This window comes from Christiangramia sp. OXR-203 (assembly GCF_034372165.1).
In the GTDB taxonomy this organism is placed as follows: domain Bacteria; phylum Bacteroidota; class Bacteroidia; order Flavobacteriales; family Flavobacteriaceae; genus Christiangramia.
In genome coordinates this window covers 1,917,131-1,937,690 of the sequence record NZ_CP139698.1, presented here as the reverse complement: position 1 = coordinate 1,937,690, position 20,560 = coordinate 1,917,131, and the positions used below count along the sequence as shown (strand labels likewise).

General features: G+C 37.7%; 20 protein-coding genes. 8 read left to right on the top strand and 12 right to left on the bottom strand.

Annotation, left to right across the window (positions count from 1 at the left end; all coding sequences use genetic code 11):
- Nucleotide 1: 1 nt before the first annotated feature.
- Complete coding sequence (locus tag T8I65_RS08845) at nt 2-535, bottom strand: ATP-binding protein (RefSeq protein WP_322300350.1); 534 nt, start codon at nt 533-535, stop codon at nt 2-4.
- Nucleotides 536-615: 80 nt separating this feature from the next.
- On the opposite strand from T8I65_RS08845, the gene T8I65_RS08840 reads away from it, so the two are divergent.
- From T8I65_RS08840 to murA, 3 genes are all read left to right on the top strand, one after another.
- Complete coding sequence (locus tag T8I65_RS08840; RefSeq protein WP_322300349.1) at nt 616-909, top strand: DUF493 family protein; 294 nt, start codon at nt 616-618, stop codon at nt 907-909.
- A 101-nt stretch (nt 910-1,010) separates the two neighbouring features.
- Complete coding sequence (locus T8I65_RS08835) at nt 1,011-1,658, top strand: DUF4290 domain-containing protein (RefSeq protein ID WP_322300348.1); 648 nt, start codon at nt 1,011-1,013, stop codon at nt 1,656-1,658.
- 11 nt (nt 1,659-1,669) lie between these two features.
- Complete coding sequence (murA, locus tag T8I65_RS08830) at nt 1,670-2,983, top strand: UDP-N-acetylglucosamine 1-carboxyvinyltransferase (protein WP_322300347.1); 1,314 nt, start codon at nt 1,670-1,672, stop codon at nt 2,981-2,983.
- A gap of 81 nt (nt 2,984-3,064) precedes the next feature.
- Here murA and T8I65_RS08825 read toward each other — a convergent pair whose 3' ends face one another.
- A complete protein-coding gene (locus T8I65_RS08825) occupies nt 3,065-4,525 on the bottom strand; it encodes a TonB-dependent receptor (protein ID WP_322300346.1) in 1,461 nt (486 codons plus the stop codon).
- 104 nt (nt 4,526-4,629) lie between these two features.
- Between T8I65_RS08825 and T8I65_RS08820 the strand changes: the two genes are divergently transcribed.
- Entirely contained in the window at nt 4,630-5,391 is a 762-nt protein-coding gene (locus T8I65_RS08820; RefSeq protein ID WP_322300345.1) for an MBL fold metallo-hydrolase, read from the top strand.
- Between the two features lies 1 nt (nt 5,392).
- Entirely contained in the window at nt 5,393-5,887 is a 495-nt protein-coding gene (locus T8I65_RS08815; protein ID WP_322300344.1) for a hypothetical protein, read from the top strand.
- On the opposite strand, the gene T8I65_RS08810 is transcribed toward T8I65_RS08815, so the two are convergent.
- From T8I65_RS08810 to T8I65_RS08770, 9 genes are all read right to left on the bottom strand, one after another.
- The gene (locus T8I65_RS08810; RefSeq protein ID WP_322300343.1) at nt 5,884-6,540 is read right to left on the bottom strand and encodes an alpha/beta hydrolase; all 657 of its coding nucleotides are present in this window, start codon (nt 6,538-6,540) and stop codon (nt 5,884-5,886) included. The genes T8I65_RS08815 and T8I65_RS08810 overlap by 4 nt on opposite strands.
- On the bottom strand, nt 6,540-6,863 hold the full coding sequence (locus T8I65_RS08805) for a hypothetical protein (protein ID WP_322300342.1): 324 nt from the start codon (nt 6,861-6,863) through the stop codon (nt 6,540-6,542). The genes T8I65_RS08810 and T8I65_RS08805 overlap by 1 nt, the downstream gene beginning before the upstream one ends.
- Before the next feature lie 2 nt (nt 6,864-6,865).
- Nucleotides 6,866-8,119 (bottom strand): dihydroorotase, encoded by a 1,254-nt coding sequence (locus tag T8I65_RS08800; protein ID WP_322300341.1) that lies wholly within the window; start codon nt 8,117-8,119, stop codon nt 6,866-6,868.
- A complete protein-coding gene (locus T8I65_RS08795; RefSeq protein WP_322300340.1) occupies nt 8,116-10,017 on the bottom strand; it encodes a BatA domain-containing protein in 1,902 nt (633 codons plus the stop codon). The genes T8I65_RS08800 and T8I65_RS08795 overlap by 4 nt, the downstream gene beginning before the upstream one ends.
- A gap of 44 nt (nt 10,018-10,061) precedes the next feature.
- Nucleotides 10,062-11,264 (bottom strand): HAMP domain-containing sensor histidine kinase, encoded by a 1,203-nt coding sequence (locus T8I65_RS08790; protein WP_322300339.1) that lies wholly within the window; start codon nt 11,262-11,264, stop codon nt 10,062-10,064.
- A gap of 61 nt (nt 11,265-11,325) precedes the next feature.
- Complete coding sequence (locus T8I65_RS08785) at nt 11,326-12,543, bottom strand: GAF domain-containing sensor histidine kinase (RefSeq protein ID WP_322300338.1); 1,218 nt, start codon at nt 12,541-12,543, stop codon at nt 11,326-11,328.
- Between the two features lie 56 nt (nt 12,544-12,599).
- On the bottom strand, nt 12,600-13,370 hold the full coding sequence (locus T8I65_RS08780) for a TIGR02757 family protein (RefSeq protein ID WP_322300337.1): 771 nt from the start codon (nt 13,368-13,370) through the stop codon (nt 12,600-12,602).
- Nucleotides 13,367-14,047, bottom strand: coding sequence for an ABC transporter ATP-binding protein (locus T8I65_RS08775; RefSeq protein ID WP_322300336.1), 681 nt, complete (start codon nt 14,045-14,047; stop codon nt 13,367-13,369). The genes T8I65_RS08780 and T8I65_RS08775 overlap by 4 nt, the downstream gene beginning before the upstream one ends.
- A gap of 51 nt (nt 14,048-14,098) precedes the next feature.
- Nucleotides 14,099-16,534 (bottom strand): DUF5916 domain-containing protein, encoded by a 2,436-nt coding sequence (locus T8I65_RS08770; RefSeq protein WP_322300335.1) that lies wholly within the window; start codon nt 16,532-16,534, stop codon nt 14,099-14,101.
- 147 nt (nt 16,535-16,681) lie between these two features.
- On the opposite strand from T8I65_RS08770, the gene msrA reads away from it, so the two are divergent.
- From msrA to T8I65_RS08755, 3 genes are read left to right on the top strand one after another with little or no spacing between them, the layout of a single operon-like run.
- On the top strand, nt 16,682-17,245 hold the full coding sequence (msrA, locus tag T8I65_RS08765) for a peptide-methionine (S)-S-oxide reductase MsrA (protein WP_322300334.1): 564 nt from the start codon (nt 16,682-16,684) through the stop codon (nt 17,243-17,245).
- Complete coding sequence (gene folE / locus T8I65_RS08760; RefSeq protein WP_298247227.1) at nt 17,235-17,831, top strand: GTP cyclohydrolase I FolE; 597 nt, start codon at nt 17,235-17,237, stop codon at nt 17,829-17,831. The genes msrA and folE overlap by 11 nt, the downstream gene beginning before the upstream one ends.
- A gap of 43 nt (nt 17,832-17,874) precedes the next feature.
- Nucleotides 17,875-18,180 (top strand): hypothetical protein, encoded by a 306-nt coding sequence (locus T8I65_RS08755; RefSeq protein ID WP_322300333.1) that lies wholly within the window; start codon nt 17,875-17,877, stop codon nt 18,178-18,180.
- Between the two features lie 53 nt (nt 18,181-18,233).
- Here T8I65_RS08755 and T8I65_RS08750 read toward each other — a convergent pair whose 3' ends face one another.
- Complete coding sequence (locus T8I65_RS08750) at nt 18,234-20,540, bottom strand: TonB-dependent receptor (RefSeq protein WP_322300332.1); 2,307 nt, start codon at nt 20,538-20,540, stop codon at nt 18,234-18,236.
- Nucleotides 20,541-20,560 lie beyond the last annotated feature (20 nt).

Below are 20,560 nucleotides of genomic sequence, written 5' to 3'. Positions count from 1 at the left end.
TTTATAGTTGGTTCAGTATAAATTTAGTTCTTTCTGCCACACTTGCTTTAGGAATTTCAATAGGACTATAGCCAAAGCGCCTGTAAGTGTCATACAAATGTTCTGAAATTCGTACAGCTTCTTCATAGGTTTCGTAACGCTCATTATCGCTTTTGTAGATCTCCTTCCATGGTGGTAAGATAAAAACTTTATCATAGGCATGCTCCTCACAGGTCGCACTGAATATCTCAGGATAAACAGTGTCAAAATAATCCATATAGGCAACCACATCGGGCAATCCACGATCAAGAAAGATGCGATTCGCTGAGGAATTAGAAGCTTCCTTAAACTGATTTAATCTCCCTTCAAGTAATTTTTCACTGAATAGTAAGGGCTGCTCCAGGAAGAGCTGATCGATACCATCTCTTTTTGCTTCAAGGGTTACCTGCCTGGAGATCTCATGGATACAGTTTTCTCCTTTGGCTTCCAGTTCGTGTATGATGGAAGACTTTCCAGTACCGGGTCCACCGGTAATAACAATTTTCATAGTTTTCACCCGGCAAATTTCGGTAAATGAATTTGATTATAAAAATGTTGTCTTTCCTTGTATCTTTGTCATAAAAGAAGGAGAAAACTATGAGTGATTCGACAAATCCGGAGGAATTTTACGCAAAACTTAAAAAACAGCTTCAGGATACGGCAATGTGGCCTGCAGAATATCTTTACAAATTTATTGTTCCCACAAAAGGGGAGAAGGTAACACAGGTTGAAGATATATTTGATAACATGGGAGCTGTGATCAATACCAAACAATCTAAAAAAGGTACGTATACCAGTGTTTCTATTAACGTTAGGATGAAAGATCCTGATCATGTGATTGCTAAATATAAGGAGGTCGCTGATAAAGTTGAAAGGGTTATTTCTCTTTAATGATCGCACAATTGCGCTATTTTCTTGTCATTCTTACTGAATATTTAGTATTTTGCACGCAGGAGAAAACTTCTATTAAATTACCTAATTAAATCTCAATTTTGACAAACGCTTTAGAATATAACTCTGAAAGGAGTAAACTGATCATTCCTGAATATGGCAGACATTTGCAGAAAATGGTCGAACATGCTGTAGAAATCGAAGATGATAAAGAACGTAACAAAGTTGCTAATTCAATTATTGCTGTAATGGGTAATATGAATCCGCATCTTCGTGATGTGCCAGATTTTCAGCATAAATTATGGGATCAGTTATTTATAATAAGTGATTTTAAGCTAGATGTTGAGTCTCCTTTTCCAAAGCCGACGAGGGAAATGCTTACAGAGCGTCCTGAAATGCTTGACTATCCTGAGAATAATCCTAAGTACAGGTTCTACGGAAACAATATCAAGCGCATGATCGATGCGGCAAAGGATAAGGAAGAAGGTGATTTTAAAGATGCCCTGGTGATGACTATCGCCAATCATATGAAAAAATCTTACCTGAACTGGAATCGTGATTCTGTAGACGATGAAGTCATCATTAATCATTTAAAAGAATTGAGTGGTGGAAAGATCAATCTAAAAAATGCAGATGAGGATCTAACCCAGGCTTCAGAGCTTATTCGTGGAAGCGGATCGAACAAGAAGAAATACTCAAAAAACAAAAAGCATTCCGGCGGCCGCAAGCCTGGTCGCAAACGCCACTAATATTTTCTTTAATGGGAACATTTCAAATAGAAGGCGGTCATCGTTTGAGCGGGGAAATACAACCTCAGGGAGCAAAAAACGAAGCGCTGCAAATTTTATGTGCAGTATTGCTAACCGATGAGAAAGTGGTTATCAATAACATTCCAGATATCCTGGACGTTAACAAACTTATCAACTTACTAAAAAATCTAGGCGTTAAAATCGAAAAGCTGGGTAAAGGAAGTTACTCCTTTCAGAGTGATGATCTGGACATGGATTATCTTAATAGTGAACAGTTTAAGATCGATGGAGGAGGACTTAGGGGTTCTATCATGATCGTTGGACCTATGCTTGGAAGATTTGGGAAAGGCTTTATTCCGAAACCGGGTGGTGACAAAATTGGTCGACGCAGGCTAGATACTCACTTCGAAGGTTTTATGAAACTTGGTGCAGATTTCAGATATAACAAAGAAGAACGTTTTTACGGAGTTGAAGCTCCTGAGGGTCTAACTGGAAGTTATATGTTACTGGAAGAAGCTTCAGTAACCGGAACTGCTAATATAGTGATGGCTGCAGTACTAGCTAAAGGAAAAACGACTATTTATAATGCAGCCTGCGAACCGTATTTACAGCAGTTGTGCCTAATGATGAACCGCATGGGTGCCAACATTAGTGGAATTGGTTCTAACATGCTTATTATAGACGGTGTAGAGAAGCTAGGAGGTTGTGATCATACAATTCTTCCAGATATGATCGAAATTGGATCATGGATTGGCCTTGCCGCTATGACCAAAAGTGAGATCACCATAAAGAATGTAAACTGGGATATGTTGGGTATCATCCCTACTACTTTCAGGAAACTGGGGATTACGGTTGAAAGAAAAGGTGACGATATTTTTATACCTGCACATTCTGAAGGTTATGAGGTGCAAAGCTTTATTGATGGATCGATCATGAATATCAGTGATGCTCCATGGCCAGGATTTACACCAGATCTTTTAAGTATTATACTTGTAATTGCTACTCAAGCAAGGGGGAGTGTTTTGATACATCAGAAGATGTTTGAAAGCAGGTTGTTCTTTGTAGATAAACTTATTGACATGGGAGCCAAGATCATACTTTGTGATCCACATAGAGCTACAGTAATTGGCCATGACTTTCAATCTCAGTTAAAAGCTACTACTATGACCTCTCCAGATATTAGAGCTGGAATCTCCTTATTGATTGCTGCACTTTCAGCAAAAGGAACTTCAACGATACATAATATCGAGCAAATTGACAGAGGTTACGAAAATATTGAAGAAAGATTAAAAGCGATTGGAGCGAAGATCACCAGAATCGCCTAAGGGTTTTTTCTTCGGAAAGCAAAGCATAAAAAATAGCTGTTCGTTAGAACAGCTTTTTTATGTTTTATATTATTATCAAGTTTAGACCTCTGACTTCGCCTGTTCTTTATGCTCCTTATAATGAAACAGGTTCTGCTCCTTGATCATTTTTGTAGTTTTTTCAGGCAGCATATCTTCCCAGCCACTTTTTCCTTCGCTTATCATTTTCAGAACTTCCCGGGAATAAACATTCAGCGTTTCTGGATTGTAATTCTTGATATCCTCAACACGTCCATTGTATTTAAAGAACTTAAATAATTCTTTCATTCTTGGGTGTACTTTTAGATTTTCGCTGGTAGTAAGCTCACCAGTTTCTTCATCTTTCAGTGGATATAAATAAACCTTCAGATCTTTAAAGAATAATTTTCCGAAGGCCTCAAGAATACCTCCGCTAAGATGTCTATAGTATTTTTCATCAAATACATCAACCAGATTCTGAACACCCATAGTAAGACCCATACGTTGTTTGGAGTATCTGGAGAAGTATTCGACTACCTTAAAGTATTCCTGGAAGTTAGAAATCATAACTGTTTGACCTAGAGAACATAAGAGCTCAGCTCTGTCCATAAAGTCACGTTCGTCTATTTCACCTTCAGCCCTTAAGTTGGACAGCGTGATCTCAAAGATGATCTCAGTATTTTCTTCAGAAACTTTACTCTCGTTAAAGAACAATTCTTTTGATCTCTCATACATATCCATATTTACTTTAGTAACAGGTCTAAAGCTACCACGCAGGGCCAGGATATTCTTTTTATAAAGTATTTTTGCTGGAAGAACATTGTTACCGTCAGGACCGAACATTACTGCATCGGTCATTCCATTCTTAACTAGCTGTAAGCTCATTAGCCTGTTATCAACATTCTCGAAACGAGGACCTGAGAAATTGATCGTGTCGATCTCGATTTGATCCTTGTCTATATGATCATATAGGTAACGTAGTAATTTTTTAGGATTGTCGTACTTGTAATAAGCGCCGTAAATAAGGTTGACACCTAGTATTCCTAAAGTGTTTTGCTGGTGGCGGGCATCATTTTCATGAAATCTTACGTGTAATAGGATTTCATTATATTCTTCTTTAGGATCTACCTGATATCTAATTCCTACCCAACCATGACCTTTGTATTTCTTCGCGAAATCTATGGTAGCTACAGTATTGGCGTAAGTAAAGAATAATTTGTTTGGATGCTTTTCACGAGAAATACGCTCTTCGATAAGATGGGTTTCGTGAGATAACATTTTCTTCAGCCTTGCTTCAGTAACATATCGCCTGTCATCTTCAACTCCGTAAATTGCGTCACTAAAATCCTTATCGTAGGCACTCATTGCCTTTGCGATGGTTCCAGATGCACCTCCAGCTCGAAAGAAGTTTCGCACTGTTTCCTGCCCGGCACCAATTTCAGAAAAAGTTCCGTAGATATTTTCGTTAAGATTGATACGCAGGGCCTTACTATTAATAGAAGGAACATTTTCAAATTCCTTATCGCCCATTATGGTAATTGGCATATTTTATTGTTTAGGTAAGCATTGTTAATTGCGTACTTCAAAAGTACTAAAAGCGGTAGGCATACAAAAAAATATATTTACTTTTGTGTCAAAAATAACAGCATTTGGAAGTTACATTCTTAGGTACTGGAACATCACAAGGCATACCTATAATTGGTGTAGATCACCCGGTTTGCTACAGCGATGATCCTCGTGATAAAAGGCTTCGGGTCTCTGTACTGGTAAACTGGAAAGGAAAGAATATATTGATTGACTGTGGGCCGGATTTCAGACAGCAGATGCTCGCCAATAATGTAAAAAAACTGGATGCTATTTTTTATACACATGAACACAATGACCATACTGCCGGTCTGGATGATATAAGACCATACTTCTTTCGGCAGGGTGACATTCCTATTTTTGCTCATGAAAGAGTTTTGAATTCCCTAAGGAGAAAATTCGATTATATTTTTACCTCGGAAGATCGATATCCTGGAGCTCCCGCAGTTATTGAAAACGTAGTGCGTAATGAGGAGTTTCAATTCGAGGGCTTGAATGTTCTGCCTGTAGATTTTAAGCACAATAAATTACAGGTCTTTGGATACAGAATGGGTGACTTTGCCTATCTCACAGATATAAAGACAATTACCGAAGAAGAGATCGCGAAACTGAAAAATTTAAAAGTTCTGGTAGTAAGCGCTTTAAGAAGAGAACCACATCATTCACATTTTAATCTGGAAGAAGCGCTTGAATTTGTAAAAATGGTGAAGCCGGAAAGAACATATTTTACACATATTAGTCATATGCTTGGATTTCACGCAGAAGTAGAGGAGGAGCTACCTGAAAATGTCCATCTTGCATATGATAACTTAAAAATTGAAATTTAGCATGCGCAGCAAAATTCTAATGTATCTATTCATTTTCGCTTTATTATTCTGCATATTCATCTATGTAAATGATAAAAGAATTCTGGATTCAAAACAGGAAAAGATCGAGCAGCTCGAGAATAAGCTATCTGAAGTAGAACTCAATCAGGATCAATTGTCTGTAGCAACTTCAGAAGATTACTTCAATCTGGAGGATAATGAAGATGCGATCACTTACTTTCAGAATAATGGAGTAGAGACCAAAGGCCTTATTACGAGAATCGAGGATGCGATCATTTCGCAGAATAGTGCTTCAAATGATAATCCTCTGGTTCCACATGCCGGTATGGAAGGTTCTATGAGGATCAACAAGATAAAAGTGCTTAACCACAAATGGATCATTGCCGACTTTACCGATGGATCTTACTGGGGTGAAGTCTTCTTAACCTACACTATTCAGGAGGACGGTACTCCGGTTTTCAATACTGAGAAGTCATTCCTTTATCCTAAATATTAGAGTTTTTTCTTAAGCCATTCCTTTAGTTCAAAGAAATTCTGAGGAGCAACCCCATGTCCGACAGGAAATTCAGAATAAGTAAAATCTACGCCAAGATTTTCCAAGAATGGTTTTGTTCTGCGAGCCCAGTCTACCGGAATCACCTGATCTGCAGATCCATGTGAGCAGTAAAAAGATAGCTGACTAAGATCATTCTTAAGGTAATCCTGCCCAAATATTTCTTTATTAATATAACCGCTAAGAGCAATTACATTATCGACTTTTTCCGGATAGGTTAATGCCACAGCATAACTTAGAATACTTCCCTGGCTAAAACCTAATAAATTGATCTTCGACGCATCTACAGGGTAGTTCTCGATCACCTGATCAATAAAAGTAGTGATCGTATCTCTTGACTTAATAGCCTGTATATCATCACTAAACTTTCCGTTTTCATTATCAAAGTGAATAGCATACCAAGCATTACCATATGGTTGCATTGGATAAGGCGCTTTAGCTGAAATGATAAATAATTCTTCTGGCATTTCATCAGCGAAAGAAAACAGATCGTTTTCATCGCTTCCGTAGCCATGTAAAAGAATAAGTGCAGGCGCATTTTCAACGCTTACTTTAGGTTTTCTTATAATATGATCTAGAACAAAATTTTCTTGCATTACTTAACTGTACTTAAAAATTTCTGAAATAAGGCACCAAGAATAGGCACTTCCTTGGTTTGACCCTGTATTGCTGTAATAATTCCGTAGCCCCAAAGCACTATGAAAAAAAGGTAGAAGGCTCCTATGATAAACACCTGGTCAAACAACCCCATTAAAGCTCCAATGAGGTAAAAGGTGATATTGATACCAAATGCCTGCCTTATATGAAAACTAGCAAATTCACTCTTCTCTTCCATATTCATGAAATAGGCAATGATGGTTCCTACAATGGTGATATAAGAGATAATGGCACTGCTCTTTGCGTTACCTTCGGTATTCATAATTATGATCTTAAAATTAATCCCGCATTGTTCACTACTCCAACAGCTTTTCCCTTTAATTGACTATCCAGAAAGATGCTGTTTTTAGAAGTAGATAGAATATCGTTCTTTGCAAAGGTATAGTTTACATCTGGCAGGAATAGGCTAAGATTGGCAGGACTACCTTCTTCGAATGGCGTTGTTTCCAGCTTAAAACGGTCTAATCCCGAAGTTAGAAACTTAATGGTTTCTTCAGTAGTAAATATTGTTTGCAGGGCGCCAAAGGCCGATTCAAGACCAATACTTCCATACAATGCATTATCAAATTCTACTTTTTTATTTTCCACATCTATTGGATTGTGGTCTGTAGTAACCATATCTATAGTGCCGTCTTTTAATCCCTGTATCAGTGCCTCATTGTCTATTTGGGTGCGTAATGGAGGTAAAACCTTTGCATTAGCATCGAAGCTTGCCAGCATTTTGTCTGTAAGAAGCAGATTATGAATCGCCACGCTGCAGGATACGTCAAGGCCTTTCTTCTTCGCTTCTCTTATAAGTGTAACCGACTTTGCCGTTGAAATTGTGGGAATATGTAGTTTTCCACCGGTATATTCGAGAATGTAAAGATCGCGAGTGATTTGCAGTTCTTCAGCTAGATTGGGGATTCCTTTAAGGCCCAGGGCAGTACTATTCACATGCTCGTTCACCATACCATTGGTCGCAATTCGATTTTCCTGCGGATAACTTTGGATTAAAGCGTCAAAATCATGTGCATACTGCAAGGCGATTTTAAGAAGATTGGGATTTTTTAAGGGTGATTTATAATCTCCAAAGCTAATTGCACCGGCCTGTTGCATATCCAGCAATTCAGCCAGATCTACACCTTCACTTTTAATGGTAAGTGCACCAATAGGATAAAGATTTACTGGATGTCCCGAACTTTTAGATTTTACCGCAGATATGGAACCGCTATGGTCAAGTACAGGATTGGTATAAGGATTTAGAGCAACGCCTGTGAATCCTGAGCTTCCAGCAACTTCAAGTCCGTTTTCTATGGTTTCCCTTTCTTCATAACCGGGTTCTCCAAAGCAAACACTACTATCAAACCATCCTCTGGATACATGCAAACCTTCGATCTCTACATGTTTTACATCCTCCTTTAGTATATCCTTCTCAATTTCAGTAATTACTCCATTCTCGATATAAATGTCGGTCGTTTGCCCGTTTAGAGGCGAAGATTCATCAATAATTGTAACCGCTTTTAGAAGTAATTTCATTTCAGAAGTTTTAATAATAGCATTTCTATTGCCAGAAATATGAACGCAAAAATAATAAACCATTTCCAAAGCGAGCTGCTTTCGTTTCCTGCTTTTACTTCGGAAAAATATTCTGCTATAGATTCATGATTCTGGAATGAAAATATCTCTGGATCTAAGTATTCGAGCTCACTTTCGTTTCTTGGTGCGTTGAAACTCAAGTTTGCGAATGTCTTATCCCGGCTCTCAATCCTATAATTTCCGGCATTCAATTCTTCTGCACCAACTTTGATGGAAACCCGGTCTGCAAATCTCTGCTGTTGCGGTATAAAATCCAGTTTATCCCGGGTGAGATGAAGCACATGATCCTCTTCGGTTCTTGCCGGTATAGATATTTCTTCAACTTTTGAAGTCTGATAATAAAGTTGAGCAGGAGGGAGGCTCTGCAGTCCTATCTGATATAAAACAGGTACGATTAGTGGCGAATTCTGAAAATTTGATATTTGCTCGTTTAATGGTGCCGTAAAAATATAGATATTGGATTTGGATAGGAGAAAAGGATCATTACTCTGGAAATCAAGGATGCTGTTACCGGAGATGTTACTGAAATATCCCGCAACACGGGGATACTCGAAATTTTGAATCCTCTTCTGGAATACATTTTCTAACAGCGGATGGTCAAAGTTAATAGTAGTAATGAGTTTATCGCCCTCGATCCATTCAGGTTTAAATCCCAATTGAAATTTTTCTGAAAACCGAATTAACTCATTTCTGTTTTTTGAATTTGGAATAAATAGAACACTGGACCCTTTGATTGAACGCTGTCGTATATTATTAAGGTTTGCATCACTTAACCTACTCACTTCATTTAAAATGATCAAACTGGCTTGCTGGATATCGTTGTATTCAACTCCATTCGGTTGGCTTATTTTTAGATTAAATTCAGGTTTTGTATATAATCTTTGTAGAAAATTTGAATCACCTTCAGAAATAGCCAGAACATTGATTGGGGTTTGTTCAGAAATACTGAAGTAGACGATATCATCATATTCCAGCCCCTCATCATCTATAACAACTCTTCCGTTAGATATGCTTTGTGATGGTATTGAAAAAATGGTTTTTGCATTGGTAATGTCGGCATCAATTGTTTTCCTGCTCAAAAGTTGATCACCATCATACAAGGAAATAATTATTCCCTCCTTTAGTGAACTTCCAGATAATAGAACTTCGAACTCAAGAATTCCTGCATTTGAATTTAGTAAATAAAGAGAATCGATCTGTAAATTCTGGGTACTTTCAGGGGTTAGTTTTATGCTTGAAATATTATAATCAGAAATATCTAATTCAGTTTGACCGAGAAAACTTTCCTGGAAATCAGAAATAAGAACCAGATTTGAAGAATCAATTTTACGCAGCTGCAGGGATTTCAGCAGAACACTTTTTAGATCCAGTTGTCTGGAGGAATATTTAATTTGCTGAAGTATCTCTCTTAATTCATCACCAGACTTTTGAGAATGTACAGCATCATTGGTGATCAGGCTATATTCAAATGTGGCATCGATATTTTCAAGAAGTTCGTTTCTGGCTATTTCCAGGAGTTCGTCACCTTGTTTCTTTAATTGCAAACTGTAAGAATTGTCGAGGTAAATGATCAAATCTTTAGTTGAAGTTTCAGATTTTGCGGGAAAATAGGGTTTGGCAAACGCAAGTATTAGAAAACCTAGCAGAGACAATCTTGAGAAAAGAACCAAAAATTTCTTGAGTTGAGAGCTTTGGCGTGTTTGCTGCACGACACGTTTCAAAAATTTTACGTTGGTGAAGTCTTCTTTCTGAAATCTGCGTAGTTTGAAAAGATGAACCAGAATAGGAATTATGAGCAAAAACAATGCATACAGTAATTCCGGATGTTCAAATTGCATAGAAACGAGGCTGTTTCTCAAATATAGCTAAACACTCAGAAGTTTTAGTGCCTGGGAACGCTAAATTTAAAATTACTTCCCTCACCTTCAGTAGAAGAAATACTTACTTTCCCATGCATGGATTCAACCAGTTTTTTTACGGTGGCGAGCCCAATTCCACTTCCTACGTTACCATCACGGTCGGCGGTATCCAGTGTTGCAAATAACTCAAAGATCTTATCAAATCTTTCCGCAGGAATTCCCTTTCCATTGTCTATAACTTCAAAGAAGTAAAATTCTTCTTCCGCAGTAAATTCGATCCTGACTTTTCTTATATCCTTATCATTATATTTAAGTGCATTACTGATTAAGTTCATAAACACCTGAGTGAGTGCTGCTTTGTTCACCGCAGTCAACTCAATATCTTCAGGATAGCTGATCTCAATATTGTTGGAAACCGTATAAAGATCTACGATAGGCTTTAAGAGCTTGCCTAAGTTTATATTTGAAGCTTCTTTTTTAATGACATGGTCACTGCGATAAAAACTTAAAATACCATCAATATAATTCCGTAGAGAATACGAGGCTTCGACCAGAAACTGCAGGTATTGGTTCGTCTCTTCATCAAATTTCTCCTTATTCTCGTCTTTAAGTAATTCACTTAGGGAAATGATATTTGCAAGGGGAGACTTTAGATCGTGAGAAACAAGACTCGCGAATTTTTCTAATTCCCTATATTTTTCTTCCAGTTTGTTCTGAACAGTAAAAAGTTTCTGTTTCTGCTTTCTGGATTCAAATAACTTTAAAGCCTGTTTTGACAAGGCTAGCAAAGCTTTTTCCTGCATGGAACTAAGCTCTTTTTCGAAAGTATCAAAAATACAGAATACCGCTATGGCGTGACCATCGGGATTATATAATGGGACACCAGCGTAAAAACTATACTCAGTAGCATACATTCCTGTAGCTGACTCAAAAATTTCGGGATCTTCAGAGCGTTTGAGACAGAGAATAGGAGTTTTACTTTTGATCGTAAGATCACAAAAAGAATTTTCTCGATCGATTTCAGTTATTTCAGCGCCATGAACAGATTTGTTCCAGATACGATCCCGATCGACAATATTAATTTTAGCGACGGATACCTCGCAGGCAACTGTAGCCAGGAAAGTAAGATTATCATAATCTTCATCTGGTCCAGTGTTCACAATTTTATATTCCTTTAACGCGGCCCGCCTTAATTTCTCATTAAAAGTGCCTGAATTTTTCTGCATTTCCCCTTATATTCTTGATTTAAAGTTATTTAAATTTAAATAACTTTTTCAGAATAAAAACTTAAACCGGGATATTATGTCTTAATACACTGAACTCGAATACAGTACCTCTATTCTCTTCAGAATTAAGCGTAATAGTACCTCCAAGACTGTTTACCAACTTTTTAACTGTGGAAAGTCCAATTCCATGACCTTTCTTACCTCTTCGATCCTGTTTCGCAACCGTAGTAAAAAGATCAAAGATCTTAGACTGCTGTTCCTGGGCGATACCTATCCCATTATCACTGATTTTGAAATTGAAGAAGTGCTCATTTTCAGTACAATCAATGTCTATCACTATTTTTTCGCGATCATTGTACTTAAGACTATTATTAATTAAATTCATAAAAATCTGCCCGATAGCTGAGGCATTTCCATCTATTAATAAATTATTATCTGGTAGATTGATCTCACAGTTGTCTGCGATTTGGAGAAGATCTATGATGTCTTCCAGCATATCGTTCAAAAAGAATTCTTTTATACTACTGTCACCTTGGTGTTCATTGGAATAATGGTCTAGCAAACCATTAATGTATTCACTTAGAGTAAGCCCGGAATCTTTTAGATATGATATATATTTTGCTCCTTCTTCGCCTAATTTTACAGCATATTTGGCTTTTAGCACATCTGCAGTAATGATCATGTTTGCAAGAGGCATCTTAAGATCATGGGATACAGTACTCGCAAATTGTTGCAACACTTTATAGCTTTCATCAAGCTCTTCTTTCATCTTTTCCAATACACTATTGGCTCTACGTGTCTCTAGCAAAAGTTCGACCTGCTTTCCAAGTGATTTTAATGCCATTTTTTGTTCTTCATCCAAATGATGTTCTTTGGAATCATAAACACAAAGCGTCCCCATAGGGTAACCCTTAGTATCCAGTAGAGAGATACCTGCGTAGTAATTAATAGGCGTATCTGCAGTAACGAAGGGATTATCAAAAAAGCGATTATCTTTCGTCGCATCGGGAACTTCCAATAGATTTTCAGGATCTGTAATTGTATGACCACAGAATGAAACATCTCGTGCTGAGCCTTTCAGATCTGTTCCATAACTGGATTTAAAAAAATTGCGGTCGGCATCGATCATATTTACAACCGCGATGGGAGTTTTACAAATATAACTGGCCAGCCTGGTAATATTATCATATGCCTCTTCCGGAAGAGTATCCATAATATTAAGTTCTCGTAGAGACTCAAGTCTTTGAAGTTCATTAACGGGCTTTTCCGGAGTTATCATATAAGCAACCTTTTTTTAGTGTTCAAATAAAGATAAAAATACTGATGTTAAAAATACTAAAACTGATCTTTTTCGTAAACACCCAAACCAAAGAGTGCAAAATCATATTTAACGGGATCTAAAGGATCCATTTTTCTCAATTCCCAATCGAGCTCTTTTACTGCCTTAGCATCGTTCGCTTTCCTATGCAAAATTCCGAGTTTCCTTGCAATGTTACCAGAATGAACGTCTAAAGGACAGCTTAGTTTAGCGGCAGAAATCGTTTCCCATATTCCAAAATCCACTCCATGGTTATCTTTCCTGATCATCCAGCGTAAATACATATTAATCCTTTTTGCTGCTGAATTTTTGAGTGGATCACTCACGTGTTTTTCTGTTCTTACCTGGTGAGCTAGTTCAAAAAAGATCTTTTTTAATTCATGAATTGCATTCTGAAGATGGGTTTCAGTCTGATATTTAACAAAAATATCCTCAAGTCCGCCGTGATGTAGATAAATATTCCTAAGTGCTTTTAAAAAATACTTAAGATCATTCGCATTAAAAGTACGATGAACAAAACCTTCAAATCTATCAAGGTCTTTATCTGAATGATTCAAAATAAAATCATGCGGAGAATGATCCATTAACGCCATCATCTGGTTGGCATTTTTCAAAATGCTTTTGCGGTTTCCCCAGGCGATAGTCGCTGCCAGGAAACCCGAAATTTCAATATCTTCCTTCTTCTGAAATAGATGCGGAATGCTAACCGGATCTTCAGCAATAAATGCAGTTGTGTTATACTGAGCCGTTTTGAAATCAAGAAATTCCTTTAAATCTGCTTTCTTCAAATACTGGTTTTTATTTCAGGAGCAATCTTTCCGTCTACCATCGTAAGTTTTCTGTCGGCCATGTTTGCCAGTTCCTCATTATGCGTAACGATCACAAAAGTTTGATCAAATTCATCCCTGAGTCTGAAAAATAATTGGTGAAGGTTCTCAGCCGATTCAGAATCCAGGTTTCCTGAAGGTTCATCTGCAAAGATCACGGCAGGATTATTAATAAGACTTCTGGCTACCGCTATTCTCTGTTGTTCTCCACCACTAAGTTCTCCAGGCTTATGAGAAGCCCTGTTTTTTAGACCAAGAAATTGAAGTAATTCCATAGCGCGAGCTTCAGCTTCCTTTTTCGGAGTTTTATGGATAAACGCCGGAATACAGATATTTTCCAATGCTGTAAACTCTGGAAGCAACTGGTGAAACTGAAAAATAAATCCTATATGCTTATTTCGAAATTTAGAAAGTTCTCTGGACTTGAGTCCGTAGATATCAGTTCCGTTGATGAGCAGTTCTGAATTTTTATCCTTTCCTGGTTTGTCCAGAGTACCCAGAATTTGTAATAAAGTCGTTTTTCCCGCACCTGAAGCTCCAACGATCGAAACGATTTCTTTCTTCTTGATATGCAGGTCTACCGACTTCAATACGTGCAGATCCCCGTAATATTTATGTATGTTCTTTGCGATTATCATGAATGCGAAATAGACATTCCGAAATTAGCCAAATTGCAAGCATTCCCCAAGCTAACTGCGGAATATGTTTCGGAGGTTATTGTAATCTATAAAATAAACGACTCTAAGACTTAAATTGTGCCTTGCAGGCTTTGAAAATAAATTATCCAGGCTATCTGAATAATTGAGTTCACTCAACTTATCTTCGTTAAAGATCGAATTTCTATACAGTAGTACGGCTTCACTACCGGGAGCAAATTGCCAGCGGTAGCTTAGATCCAGATTCCAGATGTTGAAATTAGCGTCTGGATCTCTAAAGTTACTGGTGTCATAATTTGTAGCCTCGAGTTCACCATCTTCAATCAAATTAAGATATGAGTTGTCACCAAAACTAGCCGTGGACCAGAATTGTCTTGCGCTCAAACTCAATCCCTGTTTTGTATTAAAATTATAATTAGCTCTAATTGAATTTTCCACGGTTTTCTGATTCCTTATTCCGAAGATAATATTGTCATTTACTTTGTTAACGAAACTAGGTCGCTCTTTTTGTAATCCGTAATCAAACTCATAGACCATATTGAACCGGTCACTAAACCTGAATCTTGGTTCAATGTTTAAACCATAATAAGCATAATCTGTATCAAAATATTCTTCTACATAGATCCTGGAGTCAATTGCAAATTTCTTCCGGTAATCTGAGGATATAAAAAATCTTGAACTTGCAAAAGGTTTGTAGGTTACATACGTATCAACAGCCCTGGTTTCAAAATAATCTCTAAACTTTGAGTTGAAATCCAGAGATCCTCCAAACGCAAAACGTTCGCGGGTCATCGCAAAGAAATCTCCGCCCATCCCAGTGTTGATCGTCTTATCTGGTTTATATCTTCTACGGTGCTGGCCGTATAGACTAATTTGAAAATTATTAAAATTACCCTGTGGTTCAAAGATCTGGTAGGAAGTTCCCCAGAAGATATTATTATAATTGTTCGTAAAGTTGATGCCAAGGTCGTTAATGTCGAAAGTCTCGTTCGCGAACTCATGAGCAACTCTATACCTGAAATTTCCTTTCGTACGACGTGCTGCGAAATAGGAGGCAAAACCAGTAAGATTCTGGCCAGGAAGGTTGACATTACTCATTTTCGCCTGTCCCTCCACATTAAAACTGTTGGTTTTATTATATACGTCAAATAGAAAGCCAGTTACATTACCATCTCTAAAGTTACCGTCACGTGTAACATTCGTATTAATCAGCGTTATAGAAGAGTTTTTATTAAACCTTTGATCCAGAACTACAATATTATAATTTGCAAGAGGCTCAGTGATCTTGGATCTTGTTTTGCCAGTTACAGTGTCACGATAAACTGCTTTTGCTTCGCTGGTAATTGCATTAAAAACTCCAATACCTAAACCGCGGTCTGTCCTTCCGGAAACCTTCAGCGCATTAATAAGATCTGTTCTACTGGGATTTTCAATAATTTCCTCGCTATCAAGTCTGTTGGTTTGAGCAGCGTTAAAACCAATGGGAGTACTCCCAACTCTTCTTGAATAAAATAAGCTCCCTTTGTTAAATAGCTCGGTTCCTTCAGTAAAGAAAGCACGGTTCTCACCAAAGATCTGTTCAAAAGGCCCTAGATTCAATTCTACTTCATCATAAGCAGTTTGGCCAAAGTCTGGCACTAAGGTCAGGTCTAATGTAAAAGAGTCATTAATTCCATATTTAAGATCCATCCCGGCGTTGAAACTAAAATCATCATTACCGTCAAAAGTCTCAAATGCGGATTGTATATAAGGGTATAAACTCAGGCGAACAGGTGGATCAATATTATTAATACCAGTAAGCAAGCCTGTATATTGTGCCATTTGTCCTACCGACTTATTTATATAGTTCCAGACATAGGTCTCATTTCTATGCGTGATCTCGCGAGAAAATTGTAAGCCCCATCGTTGTTTTTCAGTTTCCGGAAATCTCAATGCGGAATAGGGGATCTTCATCTCCAGATACCAACCATTTTCATCCTGTGAAACTGCCGACTCCCATACCACATTGTAACCATAATCTTCCTGAGATCCAGTGATGCGAGCATCTGCTTGTGTTCCGGCGGAAGTTACGATAAACCGGGTCTGGTTTTCACCGTCATCGTAAGTATTGATGTCCATCAAAAAATATTCAGATTGCTGAAGATTATCTCGCTGAGTAAATTGCCTGATCGTTTTATCAGGATCACTTTCCATCATGGTTGCAGCAATGTAGATGGCAAGGTCATCATACAGAATCTTAACTTCGGTAGCGTGAGATTCCGGAATAGGAGTACCATCTCCAGGTTCTACCATTACAAAGTTTTTAGCTATAGAAGCTTTTTTCCATACATCTTCCGAAGCCAATCCATCGATTTTAGGAGCTTCCTGTATACGAGTTGCTTTGTAATTCTTTCTGTTTTCTGAATTTTGTGAGGATAAAATGCTGCAATTGATGATAATAATGAAAAGCAGCCAGTATTTTTTCGACATTTATTGATGAATGTTCAATATTGTTATTTATGTAAAAGTATATGCTTAATCTTTATCGGCAAAGTTTTTCATTAAATTCCCGTTAAACGAGGTGTTTTTTGTTTAATTAGACATTAAATTTGATAAACAAAAATTATATTGCAGGTTATGAAAGAAGATAATTTGATGAAAGCGACTCTTGCCGGAGGATGTTTCTGGTGTACAGAGGCTGTTTTTCAGCGATTAGATGGTGTAGAAAAAGTGGTATCAGGTTTTACAGGTGGTGCGATTAAGAATCCCGCATATAGAGAGATCATTACAGGTCGCACCGGTCATGCTGAAGCAATACAAATTACGTACGATCCAGGTAAGATTACATACAACGAATTATTAATGGTGTTTTTTGCAACTCATGATCCTACTACGCTTAATAGACAACAGAATGATGTTGGAACTCAATATAGAAGTGCGATATTCTTTCACGATGAAGAACAGGAGAAGGTTGCTAAAAAAACAATAGAGATCATTGAAGAAGAGAATGCGTTTGACGATCCTATCGTAACCGAAGTTACTGAAGCTTCCGCTTTCTACGTTGCAGAACAGGAACATCAGGACTTCTACAATCAGCACAGGCAACAACCATATTGTCAATTTATAATCGACCCGAAAATAACAAAGCTAAAAAAATACTTTTCAGATAAGCTGAAGCAAACTAATGATCATGGCATATAAATTTTTTGAAGAATATAACCAGGAGGTTACTGGTAAAATGAAACAGAGCTTCCAGGACATAATAGTGGGGGTAGGGGAAAATCCGGAACGCGAGGGAATTGTAAAGACTCCTGAAAGAGCCGCCAAAGCAATGCAATTCTTAACACAGGGATATGAAATGGATGCTGAAAAAATCCTGAAGAAAGCGATGTTCTCTGAAGATTATGACGAAATGGTTGTGGTAAAGGATATTGAGCTATATTCTCTTTGCGAGCATCATATGCTGCCATTCTTCGGTAAAGCCCATATAGCATACATTCCTAACGGAAAGATCGTGGGATTAAGTAAACTTCCTCGGGTTGTGGATGTTTTTGCTCGAAGACTACAAGTACAGGAAAGACTAACTCATGATATTCTGGAATGTTTGAACAATACACTGCAGCCTCAGGGAGTAGCTGTAGTGATCGAAGCGGTCCATATGTGTATGATGATGCGTGGAGTACAGAAGCAGAATAGTGCTACAACAACCTCGGGTTTCCGTGGACAGTTCAAAGAAATAGAAACCAGGAATGAATTCCTGAAACTTATAAGCTCAGACCTTAAATAAATTTGGCACTTTATTTGCTTTTAGATAGTCAAAACCAAAAAACATGAAGCTATTTAAAAATAAATTATTTGCAAAAGGTCTGGTATATGACCTTGTAGGGATGGCAACTGTTGCCATTCCCTTTGTAGGTCCGTTTTTGGATTTACTCTGGGCACCATATGCTGCTAAAAAGATGAGAGATATGTATCCAGGTAGAAAAGGTAAATTAGCCTCAGTGCTTGTTTTCATTGAAGAGATCCTTTCTGGGACTGACATAATTCCAACATTTACATTGATGTATTTATATACCTATGTTTGGAAAAAGGAACCTATGATGCAACCACAGGTGATCGAAGTAGAAAGCTACTAGAATTTACCAGATAAAAATTAAAAAGGGCTACTAATAACAGTAGCCCTTTTTAGTTAGATATGGATATTAGCTGAGAGCATTATGTCTCTGCCAATATTAGAAATTCCATCATTCTTCAATCTGGACAGGTGTGAGAAATAATCTTTATCAAACAGATTATTCATACTTAGTCGCAATTCAAATAATGCGCTGTTTGTTCTAATTTCAGTTCCGGCACCCAGGTTAACCAGGCTGTACCCACCAGTTCGAGTTTCGAAACTGCCAGGATTTTCCTGATCAAACACATTTTTTAATGTTATAAAACTATAAGAACCTGATAATAACTTCCCTTTGTCAAACTCGACCCTGAACGTATTCGTAAGGGAGTTTGCTGGAATTAAGGGTAAGTAATCATCATTGTCCAGTTTTCCGGTTACCGTTTCAAAGCTACTTTCCAGGTGAAGCCAATCCAATGGGTGGGGGTGAAGATGGATACCTATTTCACCTCCATACAATTTAGCATCATCCTGTTGATAACGAAATACGTTTTCATTATCTATAATTTCTCCCGACGGACTTATAAATATATAGTCATTTACATTATTGGAAAAACCATTAACAAAAGCTTCGAAATGTTGATTTCTCCATTCAACCGCAAGATCAATTTGGAAGTTCTGTTCATTATCAAGATCAGGATTCCCAATTTCGTATCTGTTAGCACCATTGTGAGAACCATTAGAGGTTAGTTCAGATAAGTTAGGCGCTCTAAATCCACTCGCAAAATTTAATCTTGAGGTAAGATTATCGGTAATATCGAATTTCGCACCTATAGCTCCATTAAAACTATTGAACTGTCTATCTACTTCATCCAGAATATCTCCATCCTCTGCGATATATGATTCTGTTTCAATAGACCTGTTGTCATATCTAATTCCTCCTTGTAAATCGATTTTTGATAAATGGTAATGCGCAGTGGCGAAGACCCCAAAGTCAGTAGTTGTCGCATCAGGTATTAGGATTTCCTCACCAAAATTTTCGTTGCTCTGCCACATTCCCTGTACTCCGGCAATAACATCAAGGTTATCGAACTTAGGGAAATTATATTTTAAATTATAGTTCAAGGTTTCCAAATGCATCTCAAGAGCTGGTTCATCACCTTCATGCTCTTCCCCTTCATGCTCTTCCCCTTCATGTTCTTCCTCTTCATGCTCTTCACCCTCGTGTTCTTCGTGCTCTTCACCTTCATGATCTTCGTGATGATGATCTTCAAATTCCTGGCGATCATTGAACTGGTAACCAACTTTCAGGTCGATACTGGAATTATTCAGATAGAACTTGTTATCAAGACTCAGGATATGGTTGTCAATATTCTGGTAGGGTAGAAGTGGGTCTTTGTTAGTAGATTGAACACCTAATTCTTCAGGAATACCAATTTCTGAATTATTAAAGTTATATCGTAGATCTCCTTTATAAACACTGTTCTGAAAGCCAATTCCAGCTTTAATATCCTTCTCATTGAAACGAGTATTAGTAACTCTTTCTCCATCTCCTGTTTCATAATCACTATGAGCCGCATAACTTCCCCGTGCAATAAACTTTAATCGATTACCGGCGGTAGAAGCCATCAAACTTGTTTGATACCCCAGCGTATTAGCGAAATAATCTGATTCTAAACTTGCTGTCGTACTACTTTCAGGGGCGTATCTTTCAGGGTTCAGATATAAAACTCCACCAATCGCATCACTTCCGTAGAGTAAAGAGGCAGGGCCTTTTATCACTTCCACGCTGGCAATTCCTTTTGAACTAATTCCCAGGCCATGCTCATCGCCATATTGCTGATTCTCTAAACGAACTCCCTGGGTATAAACAAGCACACGATTAGAACTCAATCCTCTAATTACTGGTTTTCCAATACCCAATCCAGTCGTTAGATTTTCAACTCCCGCTATTTGAGTAATTCCTTCGGAAAGATTTACAGCTCCATTTTTAGAAAGTTCAGAAACACTTTCGCGTTCCACCTTCATTACATTATCGCTTTGTAACTGGTGAAAAGGAGTAGAGACTATAACCTCTTCCATCTCTATGGCTGAAGGTTTTAAGGTAATGGTAATATCCTGGGAAGGTAGAACCACATCCTGTGTATAACTGGCATAACCTATAGAGGATATCACCATTTTGAAATTACCGCTAGGCAGATCTGATATTTTAAAATTACCATCAAGATCTGTCATCGTCCCTCTTTCCAGAGCAGGGAAATAAATGTTTGCACTAAAAACTGGTTCCTGGGTGTCCAGATCGGTGATTTTTCCGCTCAGGGAATTCTGTCCATAAATAATAGACTGCACTGCCAATAGCAGTGTCAATAACATTGTGTTACGCATTGAAATATTTTAAATGATTA